Raw genomic sequence first — 16,562 nt, forward strand, 5'->3', positions numbered from 1 at the left:
GGGGAAACCGTGGCGCTGAAGCCTGAGCCGACCGCGCCGTTCCACTCGGTGCAATACGTTCTGCGCGTCCTGGAAACGATCTCCAAGCACGGTGGCGGTGTCACCGATGTGCAGATCGCGCGCGAGACGGGTCTGCCGACCGGCCATCTGGCTCCCATGCTGGCGATGCTGCGGCGCGAGGGCTATGTGGAGCAGGTCGCGGACGGCGCCTATGTGATCGGCGACTCGCTGATCCTGCTCGGCTCCGGGGTCACCCGCCAGCAGGCACTCGAGGCGAAACTGCAGGACACCCTCATAGAACTGCGCGACTCGGTCGGCGCGGCGGTCTACATCAGCCGGTACATCGACGGCGAGGTCAAGATCACCCAGTTCGCCGACGGTCCGCTCGCGCCGAAGGTCAACGAGTGGGTGGACTTCCGCTCGGCGGCCCACGCGAGCGCGGTCGGCAAATGCCTGCTGACCCAGCTCGACCAGAACGGCCGCCGCGACCACCTCTCCCGCCACAAGATCGCGCGCCTCACCTCGCGGACGATCACCAGCGAGAAGCTGCTCTTCTCCAAGCTGGACAGCCAGCCCCCGACGGTCCCGATCCTGGACCTCCAGGAGTACGCGGTGGGCACGGTCTGCGCCGCGGTCCCGCTGACGGCGGGCGCGGCGGTGGGCTGCCTGGCGCTGTCGCTCCCGATCGAACACGCCCACCGGCTGCGCGCGGCGGCGGAGACGCTGAACCGCAGGGCGGCGCCGGTGGTGCTCTCGCTGGCGATCTAGGGCTCCCGCCGGCGGGGGGTCCGGAGCACGGTTCCGGACCGGGTATTATTTTCGAGTCAGCAGGCGCCGCTAGCTCAGTTGGTTAGAGCAGCTGACTCTTAATCAGCGGGTCCGGGGTTCGAGTCCCTGGCGGCGCACAACTGATCATCTGGGGCTTCTCGGTCATCCGAGGGGCCCCAGATGTGTTTCGGTCATCGATGCCTCCTGGATTCATGAAACGGGCTGCTGCTCCGTAGGCAGCGCCTGGTGCAGGGAGAACGCGACAACGGTGCCGCCGTGGGAACTGCATCCCACCGACCATTCGTCGGAGAGGGAATCGACCAGCAGCAGGCCGCGACCGTGCTCGTCGGCGGGATGGGCGTGAACGAGCCGGACTGGTTCGGAGCTGGCCGGGTTGTGCACTTCGATCCGCAAGGTGGTGCCCGCCCGGTACCACTCGATGCGCACCAGCCAGGGGACCTCCACCTTCGCGTACGCGATCGCGTTCGTCACCAACTCGGAGATCAGCAGCACACACTCGTCGACGGAGCAGAGCAGGTCGAGCCGGGCTGTGAGCATCCGGAACCAGCGGCGGGCCGTCGGCACCGATGCCGGAGTGGCGTGCAACGTCATCCTGCCCAGCAGTTCTCCGCCGCGTTCACGACGGTCACGCCCGGCACGCCACCCGCTGCTCAGGCCGCCCTTGACCTTGCCGCAACGTCATGGTTTGTACTGGGCTCATGCGAATCGGCGAGATCGCCGCCCTCGTCGGGGTCACCCCGCGGGCCGTGCGGCACTACCACCATCTCGGGCTGTTGCCCGAGCCCGTACGGCGCAGTAACGGCTACCGCGAGTACAGCATCCGGGAGGCTGTCCTGCTCGCCCGGATCCGGCGGCTGACCGAGCTCGGGCTCGGGCTTGACGAAGTGCGAGACGTCCTCGCGGATGACGAGGCGCGGGAACTGGTGGAGGTGCTGGAGGAACTGGACGAAGACCTCGGACGGCAGGAGGCGGTCATCCGGGAGCGGCGGGCACGGCTCGCCACGCTGCTGGCCGAGGCGCGGGCCGGGCGGCTCGCCGCCGAGGGTCCGGTGTCGCCGGAGTTCACCAGGCTGCTGGCGGGTCTCGGCGAGGTGCCGGACTCCCCGATGGCTGTGCAGGACCGGGAGCACCTGGCCTTCCTCGACGCCGTGGTCCCCGAGGAGAAGCGGGGCTCGCTGATGGCGACGCTGCACGGGATGAGGGAGCACGCGGGGGAGGTGTACGGCCTGCTGGACTCCCTCGCCGACGAGGAGCCGGACGACCCGCGGGTGGCCCGTGCCGCAGCAGCGCTGGCGGCCCTTCTGCCCGACCACCTGGCGGTGCATTTCCCTGACAAGGGCTCCGGCGGTCTGGCGGACGCCATCTTCGCGGACCTGGCCCCGGCCCAGTCGGCGGCCGTCCGCCGTGCGATGGAACTCGTGGCGGAACGGCAGGAAGGACCATCATGACGACTCCGGAGATCCGGGCGGCCCTGCCCCGGTCCGCCGCCTCCGTCCGGGGGCCGGTCCTGCGGAAGCTGCGCGGCATCGCGTTCCCCGCCCAGCTCGTGCTGGCCGTCTGCCTGATCAGCGGAGTGCCGATACCCGGCACCGTCCTGCTCGGCGGCAAGCTGCTCCTCCTGGTGCAGCTCGGCGCCGAGGCGCACGTCTGGCTGCGGCTGCGGCGTCACGGGCTGTCCCGGCGGGAGGCGCTCGCGCAGCTCGTGCCCGAGCCCGTGCTGCGGTTCGTCACACACGAGCTGCGGATCATGGCGAGCCTGGTCCGGTGGGCCGCCCGCCGCCGGCACGGCGTCAACGGCGCCGACGCGGTCTTCTCACACGGCCGCGACCAGGCCATCACGATGTACGGCTTCGCGTTCGCGTGCGTCGTCGAGACCGTCGCCCTGTCGTACCTGCTTGCGGACTGGCCCGTCGTCCACGCCGTCTTCCTGGTCGTGGACGTCTACACCGTCCTGTTCGTCCTCGGTGTGCACGCGGCCTCCGTCACCCGGCCACACGCCCTCGCCGACGGTGCCCTGCGCGTCCGGCAGGCAGCCCACGTCGACGTCCACGTGCCGCTCGACCAGATCGCCTCCATCCGACGCGAGACACTGTTCACCCACGAGAAGAAGGACGACGAGCTGAACCTGCCCATCGGCTCACAGACCTCCATCACCCTCGCACTGACCGAACCGGTCAACGCGCCGAAGTTCCTCGGCGCTCCCCGCCTCGTCAAGGTGATCAGGCTGCACGCGGACGACCCGAAGGCCCTCCACGACGCCGTCACACGGGCGCGAACCGCACCCACGCCCGTCCCGGGTACGCCTGCGTCGGCCTGACTTCGCTCGCCGCCGCCCGCATCTCGCTGAAACCCGTCAGGACCCGCCCGCCAGTGCCGCCGTCAGCCGGGGTGCCGACTGCTCCGCCGCGGCTGTGTCCTTGCGGTCGGCCGCCCCCCGCAGCTCCCGCAACTGCTCCGAGATCCGCTCGGCCTTGCCCGCCTCCGTGGTGTGCCGCGCCCTCTCCCAGGTGAGTTCGAGGACGGTGACGTCGCCGGCGACCGCGCCGCTGTCGTCGGCGGCCGCATCGGTCCTCAACTGCCGTGCCCACAGGTCCATCCGGGCCGCCTCCACCGTCGGGAGCGGTTCGTAGCGCAGATGCAGATCGAGGTCGTTCTGCGCGACCCGGAGCACCGCCCCGCGCGCCAGTTCCGCATCCCGCGCCTTGACGGCCGCGGTGAGCGCGTCGAGGTCGCGGTTCATCTGCTGGGTGAGCAGCGGCGGCACACGGTCCGAGGTGCGGTACGCGTCCCAGGCCGCCCGCACCTTCGCCACCTCGGCCGGGTCCGTCGCCCCGTCGTGTGCCGTACGGACGGCGGCCGACAGGGCGGCCAGCTCGCCCGGAACCGGCCCCGGCGCGGCGTCGGTCGGCACCGCCAGCGAGACCGCCTCCAGGTCGCCGCCCGCGTTCCCGGTGGAGAACTCGCCGTAACCGGGGGCGAATACCTTGTCCTCGCGGGTGCCGTCCATGTGCAGCTCGTTCACCGTGACCGCGCCCTCGACAGGCCCGTACGGGCCCTCGACGGTCTGCCCCACGGCCTTGACCGTGACCTCCTCGAAGACGACCTCCGGCACATTCTCCGGCCGGTACACATCACCGGTCCTCGGCTGCGCGGGCATGATCATCGCGGCGGGCGCGGACTTTCCCGCGATCCAGGTGCCGTCGGTGTCGGCGACGACCCCGTCCGCGTAGTTGAAGACGTCCTCGCCGAGATACCAGACGGAGCCGTCATCGGCCTGCGCGAACCAGTCGAGCGCGACCTCCTCGATGCGCCCGTCGGACAGCGCCATGTACTGGAGGGTCCGGACCTTCACCTGCTCGCCACCCAGCGCGATGGTCCTGCTGTCGGGCAGCAGGCTGAACTCGGTGCGGAACGGCTTGCCGCCGACCTGACCGCCGTAGATCACCTGCTGGACCTCGGAGCTGGGGTGCAGCGGGTTGGTGATGGACGTCGGACGGGAGAAGACCGGCGCGGCCAGGTCGACGCGGTCCTTGTCGGGCGCGAGCGGCAGGCATGTGCCGGTCTTCTTGCCGGTGTCCGGGTCGATGATCTGTACGCAGTCCGTACGCGTCGTGGCGCTCCCCGGACCGCTGGTGCAGCCGCCGGTCGCGAGCGTCGCGCCCAGCACCACCGCCACCGCTCCCGCGAGTCTCCTGCTGTTCATGACGGCCTCCTCGTCTCGTACCCGGACCGTGGCAGGAGGGCGCTGAACGGACACTGAACGAAACTGAATCCGCCTTCAGGTACGGTCCTCGCCGGCCGGGAGCACGACCTCGAAACGGGCCCCGCCCAGCGCGCCATCGGACACCGTGGCGGTGCCGCCGTGCGCAGCCACCAGCTCCGCGACGATCGCAAGACCGAGCCCGCTGCCTCCGCCGTCCTCCACGCGACGCGACCGCGCGTCGTCGAGGCGTACGAACCGCTCGAAGATCCGCTCCCGCTCGCCGGCCGGCACCCCCGGCCCGTCGTCCTCGACCCCCAGCACGATCCGGCCGTCCTCCTGCTCCGCGAGGTCGAAGGCCACCTGGGAGCGGGCGTGCCGGGCCGCGTTGTCGCCGAGGTTGCGCAGTACGCGCCGCAGACCCTGCGCGTCGGCCTCCAGTCGCACCGCCGGCACCCCTGCCGTGCTGATCCGCAGCCCCGCGGCCGTCGAGCGCAGCCGCCGCGCCTCGTCGAGCACCAGGTCGTCGAGGTCGACCGGTTGCAGGTGCGGGCGCAGGGCGTCCTCGTCGGCCCGTGCCAGCAGCAGCAGATCGTCGACCAGCCGCTGGATCCGAAGATCCTCCGCCAGTACGGTCGCCGCCAGCCCCTCCTGCGTCGTACGGCCGGGGTGTGCCAGCGCGACCTCGGCGTACTGGCGGATGGTGGCGACGGGCGAGCGCAGCTCGTGCGAGGCGTCCGAGATGAAGCGCCGCTGCGCGCTCTGGGCCCGCTCCAGGCGGTCCAGCATGCGGTTCATGGTGGCGGCGAGCCGCGCGATCTCGTCGCGGCCGCGCGGCAGCGGCACCCGGCGGTGCAGCTGAGCGGAGGAGATCGCGTCCACCTCCGACCGGATCGCCGCGACCGGGGCCAGCGCGCGTCCGACCGCCATCCAGGTGGCCGCGGCGGCCAGCAGGAGCAGCAGCGGCAGGCCCATCAGCAGCAGCCGGGTGACGATCCGCGTCGACTCGGCGACCGCGATCAGCGCCCGCCCCACCAGCACCGTCCCGCGCCCGTCGGGCCCGTCGGCGGCCACCGCCACCACCAGGAACTCGTCCTCGTCCAGCGGGGTGGTGATCCTGCTCTCGCCGTCCCCGCCCGGGCGCGCCAGCGCGGGCAGCTCCTCGACGTTCGCGCTGGCGGCCACCACGGCGCCGTCGGCGTCCAGTACCTGGATGAACTGCTCGTCGCGGTCGGCGACCGGCAGGGACGGCACCCCGCGCCCGGACTCGATGACGGCGGCCACCTGCTCGGCACGGGCGCGCGCCGCCTGCCGTACGTCGTCGGTCAGCTCGGCCCGCAGCACCGCGACCAGGGCCACCGCCCCCGCGATCAGTCCCACCGCGACGACGAGTACGGCCGCCACCGTCGACCGGAATCTGACCCCGTGGCTAACCCCCATCGGAGGCCAGCCGATAGCCGGAGCCGCGCACGGTCTCGATCGCGGCCCGCCCGAAGGGCCGGTCGAGCTTGTTGCGCAGATGGCGGACGTAGACCTCGACGATGTTCGGATCACCGTCGAAGTCGTCGTCCCAGACATGCGCGAGGATCTCCCGCTTGGACACGGTCTCGCCGGCTCTGCGCAGCAGGAACTCCAGCAGCGCCAGCTCCCGGGCGGTCAGTTCGACCCGTACCCCGCCGCGCGAGACCTCCTTGGCCGCCGGGTCGAGCCGCAGATCACCGGCGGTGAGGGCGGCGGGCCGCTCGCGCGGGTCGCGGCGCAGCAGCGCCCGCAGCCGGGCCAGCAGCACGGCGTACGAGAAGGGCTTGGTCAGGTAGTCGTCGGCGCCGGTGTCGAGCCCTTCGACCTCGTCCCACTCGCCCTCCTTGGCGGTGAGCATCAGGATCGGTGTCCAGTTGCCCTCGGCGCGCAGCGCGGCACAGACGCGGTATCCGTTGAGGCCCGGCAGCATGATGTCGAGAAGGATGGCGTCGTACGGGTTCTCGCGCGCCCGCCACAGGCCGTCCGTACCGTCGAGCGCCACATCGACGGCGAAGCCCTCCGCCTCCAGGCCGATGCGCAGGCCTTCGGCGAAGCGCTCCTCGTCCTCGACGATCAGCACCCGCATGCCCCGATTGTGGCGCGCCCCCGCTGAACCGGAGCTGAACACGCTGGCCGTGTCTGACAAATGGCGCCGTCCGCCCGCAGGGCGGGGTGCGCGGCGTCCGGTGCGTGCGATCGCAAGGCGGAGGATCATCCTCGTACTGGACGTACTTGGATGACTCCGACAACGCAGCGAGTGTGCGTGCCGGGCGTCGCGCGCCAGGCGCGATTTGTCAGACACGGCCTAGAGCTGGTTCTCCCTGCCGTGCTCGCGGTACTCCGTGAGCAGCGCCGCCCTGTCGGCCCCGGTCAGCGGCCTGTAGCCGCTCCCGCCCGGCTCCGCCCACCACACCTCGTCCGCACCGAAGCCCTCATGGAAGGCCGCGCCCCCGCCGAAGCCTTCCCTCCGCAGCGCCACCCGGTGGATCTTGTTCGTCGCGGTCACCGGCAGCTGCCGCAGCACCCGCACGAAACGCGGCGCCATCTTCGTACCCAAGTCCGCCTGGGCCGCCAGGAATTCGCTGAAACCGGCCGCGTCGAACGCGGACACGCCCTCGCGCAGCGCGAGCGCCGCCATCACCTGGTCGCCCGCCACCGGGTCCGGCACCGCGTATACCGCGACGCCCGCCGCGTCAGGCCACCGGGCCAGGATGTTCTCGATCATCGCGGCGGCGAGGTTCTCGCTGTCGACCCGCAGCCGGTCGTCGCCGCGGCCGGCGAAGTACAGGAAACCCTCCGCGTCACGGAAGAACAGGTCGCCCGTCCAGTACCAGCCGCCCCTGGTCCTGGCCGCGTCGGCGGCGGGGTGGCGCCAGTAGCCCTCGAAGGGACTGCGGCCGCGGTTCACCAACTCCCCTATCGCCTCTGCCCCGTTGACCAGCCGCCCGCCCGGGTCCAGCACCGCCGGTGCCCGTTCTTCGCCCGTGCCGGGGTCGACCACCGCCAGGTCGTCGCCGGGGCCCGCCCGGCCGATCGCGCCGGCCGGGGTGCCGGGGGTTCGCTGGATCGCCGCGCCGCCCTCCGACGAGCCGTAGCCCTCCACCAGCCGCGTCCCGAAGCGCGCCTCGAAGCGGGCCGCGTCGACGGCGCCCGCCTCGGTGCCGAAGCCGAGCCGCAGGCAGTGCGAACGGTCGTCGTGACGTTCGGGCGTGGCCAGCAGGTACTGCACCGCACGCCCCACATACGTGAAGTACGTCGCGCGATAAGTCCGTACGTCGTCGAGGAAGCCGGACGCCGAGAAGCGGCGGCTCAGCGCGACCCCCGCCCCGCCCGCGAGCGCCGGTGCCCAGTCCGCGATCACGGCGTTGCCGTGGAACATCGGCATACAGATGTAGTGGACGTCGTCCTCACGCACGCCGAAGTGCTTCACCAGCGACGCGCCCGCCGCCGCCAGCCGCCCCTGGGAGCAGATCGCGGCCTTGGGCGCGCCCGTCGACCCGGAGGTGAAGTAGAGCAGCAGCCGGCTGCCGGGCCCGACGGGACCGAGCGTGGCCTCCCCGGGTTCGGCGGCGGCGTACGGGGCGAGCAGCTCGGCGTACGCGTCGGTGTCGGTCACCAGCACCCGTACCCCCGGCAGGTCGAGCCCGTCGAGGAGGGGAAGGTGGGCGCGTTCGGTGACCAGCACCCGGCAGTCGGTGTGCAGGATGTCGCGGGCCAGTTCGGGCCCGCGACGGGTCGGGTTGATGCCCGCCACGGCGGCCCCGGCGAGGGCCGCCGCACTGAGCCACAGGGGAAACTCCGGGGCGTTGTCGAGCAGCACCCCGAAGTGTGGCTCGGCTCCGCGCGGCACAAGGTCCACGAGGAGCGCGGCGCGTGCGGCGGCGCCCGCGGCGACCTGGTGGTGGCTGAGCGCGAGACCGTGGTCTCTCAGCCCCACCCGGTGGTCGCCCCACTGGCGCTGTACGAGCTCCGCGACGGTGCCTGCATCCGCGTTCCTCATGACGCCGCACGGTAACTGACTACCTGTCAGAACTGAACGTCCGAGCAGGCATAGAAGGCATTGCCGGTGTCGTGCACGGTCCATACGGCCAGAATCAGATGCCGGCCCGAGCGCGACGGGAGATTGCCGGAGTGGGAGAGGGTCTCCGGCGGCTGGTTGCCGCCGTACGGAACGGTCAGGAACGGCTGCGAGTCGAGCGCCGCCCTGGTCAGCGGCTGGTTGGAGTTCCAGCCGCTCTTGGTGATGAAGTACTTGAAGTCGGTTGTCCGGTGCCGGGCCGTGAACCGCCACGAGAAGGTGTAGTTCTGACCCGATGAGACCTTGGTGGTGGGCCATGCCCCGCCGCGCGGATCATCGAGCTGCGCGAACTGGCCGAGCCCGCCCGCGCAGATCTTTCCGTCCGCGGGACCGGCTCCCGGGAACCCCTTGGGGCCCTCGACGCTCTGCGGTTCCCACTGGATGGGGCCGCAGTTGGTGACTGTTCCGTTGGCACAGAGCTTCTGGCGGCTGATGGGGGATTCGGTGTAGCCGTGGCTGCTGGCGCTGCCGGTGGCGAGCATGGTGGTGCCCGCCACGGCGAGGCCGACCAGGGCCGCACCTATCTTTTTGCGCATGCTTCGCTCCAGGAGAACGTGGGGGTGTTCTGTGAGCCGTGCTGCACGCGTGCGGTGGTGCGCATTGCGGTCTAGACCAAGTCCCAGGGTATTAACGGAACTTGAACATGTCCAGACCAATCACGTACCTTCCACGGCCCCGGAGCGCCCGGTGCAGAACGCGACCGTGAGGTCCTTCACCAGAGTCTTGCGCTCGCAGTCGTCGAGCTCCACGAGTCCGCGCGCGGTCAGCCGGTTCACCGTGTCGTCCACCGCGTCCACCACCGAGGCCAGCACGCTGTCCCGGTGCTTGGCGTCGATCGCCGCGATCCGCCGGCGCTGCATCGCAGCCGCCACCTCCGGTGCGTACTCGATCCCCGTCGGCTGCGCCGAGAAGACCTCGATCCCCACCGGCGCGCACTCGGCGGACAGCATCCGTGTCAGCGCGTCGCCGACCGCCTCCGCGTTGCGCAGCGTCGGGGCGTCCTCGTGGAACGCGTCGGCCGGCAGCTGCGAGAGCACCCGGGCCATCGCCGCCTCGACCTGCTCGCTCAGATAGCCCTCGTGGTCCTCGACGCCGAGCGCCGCCCGCGCCGTGTCCTTGACCCGCCACACCACCAGCACCACGACGCGCAGCGCGGTGCCGTCCGCGTCGACCGCCGGCATCGGGTCGCTGCGCCAGTGCCGCAGCCGTACGTCGACCCGGCAGCGCAGCACCAGCGGGCTCACCCACACCAGACCCGTACGCCGCACACTCCCCCGGTAGTCGCCGAAGAGCATCAGCACCCACGCGTATCCGACGCGCCCGCGCCCGAGCCCGCCGAAGGCGAAGAGCGCCAGGATCACGCCCAGCGCGAGCAGACACCACAGCCCGATCCCGATGCCGTAGAAAGGATGCGAGGTCAGCCCGAGCAGCTTCGTCACCCCGCCCGGCACCGCCCCGGCCCCCCACAGCACCATGCCGATCCCGGCGAGCGAGAACATCCCCGCGACAACCCCGGTCCAGCCGGGCAGCGCCTGCGCGGCCCGCTCGGCCAGGTCGGGGTCGACGGGCGGCGCGGGCCGGAGCGACGGGGCGACGGGCCGCGGGGCGGCCGCCCGGCGCCCGATCCTCGGCTGCTCGCCGGTGCCCTGCCGCCGCCCGACGACGCCCGGCCGCAGGGCAACAGGCTGGGTGTCGTCGTCACGGAAGAGGAGATGCACCGGGATCTCGGTGGTCGCCTCCTGGGCGATGACGGGATTGCGGCGGGTGCTGTCGGGGGGCACGGTGCCGTCGGGCTCCGAGGTCGTGGTGTTCATAGCTGCCACCTCCGAGGTTCGTGCTGCCGTCGTTCTGGTTACGGCCTTCGGCCGTGTCATCAATCGCCTGACGGGCTGAACAGCCGGTCCCTCAGGCGAAGAGCCGGCGCCATGTCTCAGGGCCCGGGAAGCCGTCCGCCGCGGCGCCGCGCCAGCCCTGCGCGCGCTGGAAGGCCTCGAGACCTCGCCGGTCCGCCTCGCCCCAGCGCGGTCCCGGTCCCGATGTGTACTGCTTGCCGAAGCCGCGCTTCACGAGCTGCCGGCCGAGCTGGGTGACGTACGCGTTGGACTGGCCGGGGCGGAAGTAGCCGCGACCCGGGTACTTGGGCGCCACAGCGCTCGTACCGCCGGGCCCACCGGCACCCGCGCCCGCACCTGCCCCCGCGCCCGGGATGTCCTTGCCCTGCCCGGTGACCAGCAGCCGCCAGGTCGCCGGGCCCGGCATCCCGTCCGCGTCCGTGCCCCGCCAGCCCTGCGCGAGCTGGAACGCCCGGGTGGCACGTCGGTCCGCCTCGCCCCAGCGCGGTCCCGGCCCCTGCGTGTAGAAGCGCTTGCCGCCGCGCGCGACCAGCAGCTCGCCGAGGCGGGTGACGTACTCGTTGTCGGCCCCGGGGCCGAACGCCGTCCCGCCCGGATAGACGTCGACGGACGCCGATGCGGTCGCGGTCGCCCCGGTGATGCCGTTGTAGCGGTAGGGCAGGTACTTGCCGGAGTTGGTCCAGTACGCCATGGGCGTGGCCTGATGGCGGGTGTACGGCTTCGTCTGCTCGTACGCCATGTAGTAGCTGTGCGTGTAGTCCGTCCAGCCGCCGAAGAGCACGACGTGCGAGCCATTGGTCGGGTCGGCCAGGTTGTGGAAGAGCAGCATGTCGCCCGGCTGCAGCTCCTCGCGGGTGATCCGCGTGCCGTACGCCGCCAGGCTGCCGGTCCACTCGTTGCCCGCCAGGTTCCACGCCATCGAGACGAAGCCGGAGCAGTCCTGGCGGTACCCGTCGGACCAGTACTTCTCCATGCTGTACGGGACGCGCGCGCTGACCCACTTCTTCGCGCGGTTGATGATCTCGGCCCGGGTCGTCCTGCTCAGCGGCGCGGAGGCCGCGGCGGGCTTGCCCGATGGTCCGTGCAGCGGCCCCTCGCGGCCCTGCTCGGTCGTCGGCTCCGGGTCGGCGGCCCGGCGGTGAGCGGCGGCCGCACCGCCACCCGCACCCGCACCCGCACCGGCACCGGCACCGGCCGCAATCGCACCGGCCTCGTGCGGGCGCGCGGTACCCGCCGGGAGACCTGCGGCGGCCGCCGCCCCCGCTCCCGCACTGCCGAGCACCATGCCCGCCGCCGTGAACACGACCAGCGCCCGCCGGATGCCGCGCCCGGCCGGGTGCCCGCCGGCCGCGAGGACGCGGCGCTGCTGGGCGCAGCCCGCGCAGTCGCAGTCGGCGGCGGGCTCGTACTCCTGGAACACCGGCACGGTCATACGTAGCCCTCCGCACTCATCAAGATCTTTTGACTCTGTCGGTGCGGGCGTCAGCCGCTCAAGCTGTCCCGCCTCATCGCATTTTGACGGACTAAAGGTAAAAAACGACCATCCGACAGGCCGGAACGATCAGAGAATGGTCTGGAGCACCTCGGACCGTCGGGTAAAGTTCTCCAGGTCAACAGGCGCCGCTAGCTCAGTTGGTTAGAGCAGCTGACTCTTAATCAGCGGGTCCGGGGTTCGAGTCCCTGGCGGCGCACGCAGAGTCGAAGCCCCCTCACCACGCGTAAGGGGGCTTCGGTCGTGCTTGCGGCCCTTTTCGGCCGCCTTACGCCTCCGCACACCTCCCCCGCAAGGGCTCCTCAATTCGCACATACTGCCGACTAACGGCCCGTTTCACCCTTGCGGTCGCGGCTGGGGTCGTAGACCCTTTCCTGGAGCCAATGCCCCCAATGGAGTATCCATTTCGCACAGTTGGGGACAGTTGGAGGGGATACCCCCGCCTCGGGGAGCGGGATGGGGGGCCTCCTTCACGGACCGAACAGGCTGCGGGCATGATGCAACCGAATGGTGGCTATTTTGTGTCTGTAGAGGCGGTGGCTCGCCACTGATGCGTCCTGGGTTGCTGGTCGAGGGGGATCCGCGGCCGGGACGAACCGACCGACCACATCACACGCAGCCAGTTTGCGTGCGGGGGGATGACCCATGACGTCGACGCCAGACGGCGCCCGGCAGCACAACGACCCTTCCCTGACGACTCAGCTCCGGATACCGGCGCACGTGCGCACCGGCGGGCACCAGCAGCGCGTCAAGAAGGCGCCGCCGCGTTACGACTACGAGCATTACAGCCGACTCGCCGGCCCCCTCACCAAGCCCGACCCGACCAAGCCGTACACCGTGCAGTACCGCTCGCTGCTCTCGCAGGAGCCGCACCGCATCCGGGCCGCCCTGCTGCTCGGCGCCGCGCCCCTGGTGTCCCTCGGTCTCTTCGCCTGGCTGATGCAGCCTCAGCACTGGACCGAGCGCGACCCGAACCTCAACAACCGGACACTGCTGATCCTCGACATCGTCATGCTCGTCTCGATCGGTCTGATCGAGCTCTTCCGCACGATGAACGTCCTGTCGAACGCGCACGCCACGCTCGTGGCCCGGGATCCCGTCCCCGTCGTGCCCGAGACCGGCACCAAGGTCGCCTTCCTCACCTCCTTCGTACCGGGCAAGGAGCCCCTGGAGATGGTGACGAAGACGCTCGAGGCGGCCGTGCGGATCCGGCACCGCGGGCTGATGCACGTCTGGCTGCTCGACGAGGGCGACGACCCCGCCGTCAAGGAGGTGTGCGCGCGGCTCGGCGTCCACCACTTCTCCCGCAAGGGAGTCCCGCACTGGAACCAGGCCACGGGCGCGCACCGGGCGAAAACCAAGCACGGCAACTACAACGCCTGGCTCGAGGCGCACGGCGGCCGCTACGACTTCTTCGCCTCCGTCGACACCGATCATGTTCCACTGCCCAACTACCTGGAGCGGATGCTCGGTTACTTCCGCGACCCGGACGTCGGCTTTGTCATCGGCCCGCAGGTGTACGGCAATTACGACACCTTCGTCACCAAGGCCGCCGAGTCGCAGCAGTTCCTCTTCCACGCCCTGATCCAGCGCGCGGGCAACCGCTACGGCGCGCCGATGTTCGTCGGCACGTCCAACGCCGTACGCATCAAGGCGCTCAAGCAGATCGGCGGTCTGTACGACTCGATCACCGAGGACATGGCGACCGGGTTCGAGATGCACCGCGCCAAGAACCCGGACACCGGCAACAAGTGGCGCTCGGTCTACACCCCCGACGTGCTGGCCGTCGGCGAGGGGCCGACCGCCTGGACCGACTTCTTCACCCAGCAGCTGCGCTGGTCCCGGGGCACGTACGAGACGATCCTCAAGCAGTACTGGAAGGGCTTCTACTCACTGCCGGCCGGCAAGCTCTTCAACTACACGATGATGATCATCTTCTACCCGATGTCCGCCCTCAACTGGATTCTGGCGGCACTGAGTTGTGCCCTGTTCCTGGGCATGGGCGCATCGGGTGTGCAGATCGACGCGGCGATCTGGATGATGCTGTACGGCAATGCCTCGGCCCTCCAGATCGGCCTCTACATCTGGAACCGCCGCCACAATGTCTCGCCGCACGAGCCCGAGGGCTCCGGCGGACTCGCCGGCATGGTGATGTCCGCGCTCTCGGCGCCGATCTACGCACGCTCGCTGATGGACGCCGTACTGCGCCGCAAGAGCAGTTTCGTGGTGACCCCCAAGGGCGACTCGTCCAGCCCGGACACCCTCTTCGGCACCTTCCGGATCCACCTCTTCTTCGTTCTCGTCTTCGGCGGATCGCTGGGCTCCTCCTTCTACTTCGGGCATGACCACCCGGCGATGATCACCTGGGCCACGCTCGCCCTGCTGATCACGGCGGCGCCCATCTTCGTCTGGCGGCACGGCGTCCGCGCGGAGAAAAAGGTCAGCAGACGGCGACGGGGCGGGCGGCCGCCCGCGGGCACCCCGCCGGTCCATGTTCCGCAACAGCGGCCGCACCCGGCCGGCAACGAAGACACCATGCAGATAGCCCTTGGGGGACGTAAGACATGAGCACGATGCCCGCCCGGCCGGACCACCGCAGGAACCGGGCCCGTCGCATCGCGATAGGTGCGGCGGTGGTCCTCGTGGTGGCCGGGTTCAACGGGCCAGCGATATGGCGCTTCGGCTCCGAGAAGTACCACGACTACGAGATCAACAAGCCGGAGTACAAGGCGGAGAACGGCCACTGGGACTATCTGGACGTCCCGTCCGAGTACCGGATCAACTCGATTCACGCGGCGCTGCTGCACACCGGCAAGGTGCTGCTGATCGCCGGCTCCGGCAACAGCCAGAAGAACTTCGACGCGAAGAAGTTCGAGTCGGTGCTCTGGGACCCGAAGACCGGCGACTTCAAGAAGATCCCCACGCCCAAGGACATGTTCTGCGCCGGGCACACCCAACTGCCCGACGGAAAGCTGCTGGTCGCGGGCGGCACCAAGCGGTACGAGAAGCTCCAGGGCGACGTCTCCAAGGCCGGCGGCCTGATGGTCGTGCACAACGAGGACCCGGACACGCCCAAGACGCTGCCCGCCGGAACGGCGTTCACCGGCAAGGAGAACGGCAAGACCTACGTCTCCAAGGACCCGGTCCTGGTGGAGAAGGCGAAGAAGGTCTTCGACCCGGCCACCGGGAGGTTCCTGCGGACCGAGGCGGGTCTCGGCCGGATCTATGTCGAGGCCGAGGAGTCCGGGAAGGAGCACGAGACCGGCACCGAGGACAACTACCGGGTGCAGGGCCTGAAGGGCTCCGACGCCCGCAATCTCTACGGCATCGCGCAGAAGCTCGCGCTCGACAAGAAGGACTTCCAGGGCATCAAGGAGGCCTACGAGTTCGACCCGGTGGCGGAGAAGTACATCACCGTCGACCCGATGAACGAGGCCCGCTGGTACCCGACGCTGACCACGCTCAAGGACGGGAAGGTCCTCTCGCTCTCCGGGCTCGACGAGATCGGGCAGATCGTGCCCGGCAAGGACGAGATCTACGACCCGAAGACCAAGACCTGGAAGTACACCGGGATCGTCCGGAAGTTCCCCACCTACCCGGCGATCTTCCTGATGGACAACGGCAAGCTCTTCTACTCCGGCTCGAACGCCGGGTACGGGCCTGCCACCGTCGGCCGTGACCCCGGCGTCTGGGATCTGCAGACGAACGAGTTCGACACGATCCCCGGGCTGAGCGACCCCGACCGGCTGGAGACCTCCGCGACGGTCATGCTGCCGCCCGCCCAGGACCAGAGGTTCATGGTCATCGGCGGAGGCGGGGTCGGCGAGTCGGAGAAGGCCAGCGAGAAGTCGAGGCTGGTCGACCTCAAGGCGCCCAAACCCCGCTTCAAGGACAGCGCTTCGCTGGAGAAGGGCACCCGCTATCCGAGCGCCTCGCTGCTGCCCGACGACTCGGTCCTGGTCACCGGCGGCTCCTCGGACTACCGCGGGCGCGGCGGCTCCAACGTCCTCCAGGCGCGTACGTACGACCCGAGGACGGGCACGTACAAGCGGGTGGCCGACCCCCAGGTGGGGCGCAACTACCACTCGGGCTCGCTGCTGCTGCCGGACGGCCGCGTGATGATCTTCGGCTCGGACTCCCTCTTCGCGGACGCCGCGAACACCAAGCCGGGCGTCTTCGAGCAGCGCATCGAGATCTACACACCGCCGTACCTGTACCGGAACGCGCGGCCCGAGGTGAGTGGCGGCCCGAAGTCCATCGAGCGCGGGGACAGCGGGGTGTTCAAGGTCAAGGACCCCGCGTCGATCAGGACGGCGAGGCTGATGCGACCGAGCGCGGTCACGCATGTCACGGACACGGATCAGCGGTCGGTGGCGCTGGATGTGACGAAGACGGCTGGGGGTGTCCGGGTCACGGTGCCGAAGAACCGGGCGCTGGTGCCGTCGGGGTGGTACCTGCTCTTCGTGACGGACGGGAAGGGGACCCCGTCGGAGGGGGTGTGGGTGGAGGTCCCGTAACTCGGCGTCGCCGAGTTACTCAGCCTCACCGACGAAACTCAGCCTCGCCGGCGAAACTCAGCCTCGCCGGCGATTGAGGCGCGGGGCTCGGGGCGGAGCCCGGCAAGGGCCC

At 70.4% G+C, this 16,562-nt stretch carries 12 protein-coding genes, 2 tRNA genes and 1 pseudogene; 7 read left to right on the top strand and 8 right to left on the bottom strand.

The features are described 5' to 3' along the window. The first annotated feature begins 9 nt into the window (after positions 1-9). Both SLUN_RS14530 and SLUN_RS14535 read left to right on the top strand, forming a co-directional pair. Positions 10-768 carry an IclR family transcriptional regulator gene (locus SLUN_RS14530; protein WP_108148894.1) on the top strand — a complete coding sequence of 253 codons (759 nt, stop codon included), beginning with the start codon at positions 10-12 and terminating at the stop codon, positions 766-768. Positions 769-831: 63 nt separating this feature from the next. Further along, positions 832-905: transfer RNA gene (locus SLUN_RS14535), tRNA-Lys, on the top strand. A 73-nt stretch (positions 906-978) separates the two neighbouring features. On the opposite strand, the gene SLUN_RS14540 is transcribed toward SLUN_RS14535, so the two are convergent. Next, the gene (locus SLUN_RS14540) at positions 979-1,380 is read right to left on the bottom strand and encodes an ATP-binding protein (RefSeq protein WP_108148895.1); all 402 of its coding nucleotides are present in this window, start codon (positions 1,378-1,380) and stop codon (positions 979-981) included. Positions 1,381-1,487: 107 nt separating this feature from the next. On the opposite strand from SLUN_RS14540, the gene SLUN_RS14545 reads away from it, so the two are divergent. Further along, complete coding sequence (locus SLUN_RS14545; RefSeq protein WP_108148896.1) at positions 1,488-2,237, top strand: MerR family transcriptional regulator; 750 nt, start codon at positions 1,488-1,490, stop codon at positions 2,235-2,237. After that, complete coding sequence (locus tag SLUN_RS14550; RefSeq protein WP_170146577.1) at positions 2,234-3,106, top strand: hypothetical protein; 873 nt, start codon at positions 2,234-2,236, stop codon at positions 3,104-3,106. Before SLUN_RS14545 ends, SLUN_RS14550 begins: the two co-directional genes overlap by 4 nt. A 36-nt stretch (positions 3,107-3,142) precedes the next feature. Here SLUN_RS14550 and SLUN_RS14555 read toward each other — a convergent pair whose 3' ends face one another. The 7 genes and pseudogenes from SLUN_RS14555 to SLUN_RS14585 form a co-directional block, all read right to left on the bottom strand. Beyond that, complete coding sequence (locus tag SLUN_RS14555) at positions 3,143-4,492, bottom strand: hypothetical protein (RefSeq protein WP_108148898.1); 1,350 nt, start codon at positions 4,490-4,492, stop codon at positions 3,143-3,145. Positions 4,493-4,567: 75 nt separating this feature from the next. After that, positions 4,568-5,929, bottom strand: a complete 1,362-nt coding sequence (locus SLUN_RS14560; RefSeq protein ID WP_108148899.1) for a sensor histidine kinase — start codon at positions 5,927-5,929, stop codon at positions 4,568-4,570. Continuing rightward, positions 5,919-6,596: a response regulator transcription factor gene (locus SLUN_RS14565; RefSeq protein WP_108148900.1), complete on the bottom strand. Its 678-nt coding sequence runs from the start codon at positions 6,594-6,596 to the stop codon at positions 5,919-5,921. Before SLUN_RS14565 ends, SLUN_RS14560 begins: the two co-directional genes overlap by 11 nt. A 219-nt stretch (positions 6,597-6,815) precedes the next feature. Then, positions 6,816-8,510, bottom strand: a complete 1,695-nt coding sequence (locus SLUN_RS14570) for an AMP-binding protein (protein ID WP_108148901.1) — start codon at positions 8,508-8,510, stop codon at positions 6,816-6,818. 26 nt (positions 8,511-8,536) lie between these two features. Next, entirely contained in the window at positions 8,537-9,124 is a 588-nt protein-coding gene (locus SLUN_RS14575) for a lytic polysaccharide monooxygenase auxiliary activity family 9 protein (RefSeq protein ID WP_108148902.1), read from the bottom strand. Between the two features lie 120 nt (positions 9,125-9,244). Then, positions 9,245-10,396: pseudogene (locus tag SLUN_RS14580) on the bottom strand (SPFH domain-containing protein); the annotation flags it as partial. A 97-nt stretch (positions 10,397-10,493) separates the two neighbouring features. Further along, the gene (locus SLUN_RS14585) at positions 10,494-11,873 is read right to left on the bottom strand and encodes a peptidoglycan-binding protein (RefSeq protein WP_108148904.1); all 1,380 of its coding nucleotides are present in this window, start codon (positions 11,871-11,873) and stop codon (positions 10,494-10,496) included. Between the two features lie 185 nt (positions 11,874-12,058). Here SLUN_RS14585 and SLUN_RS14590 point away from each other — a divergent pair. The 3 genes from SLUN_RS14590 (at position 12,059) to glxA (ending at position 16,450) form a co-directional block, all read left to right on the top strand. After that, positions 12,059-12,132: transfer RNA gene (locus tag SLUN_RS14590), tRNA-Lys, on the top strand. Positions 12,133-12,578: 446 nt separating this feature from the next. Further along, on the top strand, positions 12,579-14,501 hold the full coding sequence (locus tag SLUN_RS14595; RefSeq protein WP_108148905.1) for a glycosyltransferase family 2 protein: 1,923 nt from the start codon (positions 12,579-12,581) through the stop codon (positions 14,499-14,501). Further along, positions 14,498-16,450, top strand: a complete 1,953-nt coding sequence (gene glxA / locus SLUN_RS14600; protein WP_108148906.1) for a radical copper oxidase GlxA — start codon at positions 14,498-14,500, stop codon at positions 16,448-16,450. The genes SLUN_RS14595 and glxA overlap by 4 nt, the downstream gene beginning before the upstream one ends. Positions 16,451-16,562: the final 112 nt, after the last annotated feature.

It is taken from the genome of Streptomyces lunaelactis, assembly GCF_003054555.1.
GTDB classification, from domain to species: Bacteria; Actinomycetota; Actinomycetes; order Streptomycetales; family Streptomycetaceae; genus Streptomyces; species Streptomyces lunaelactis.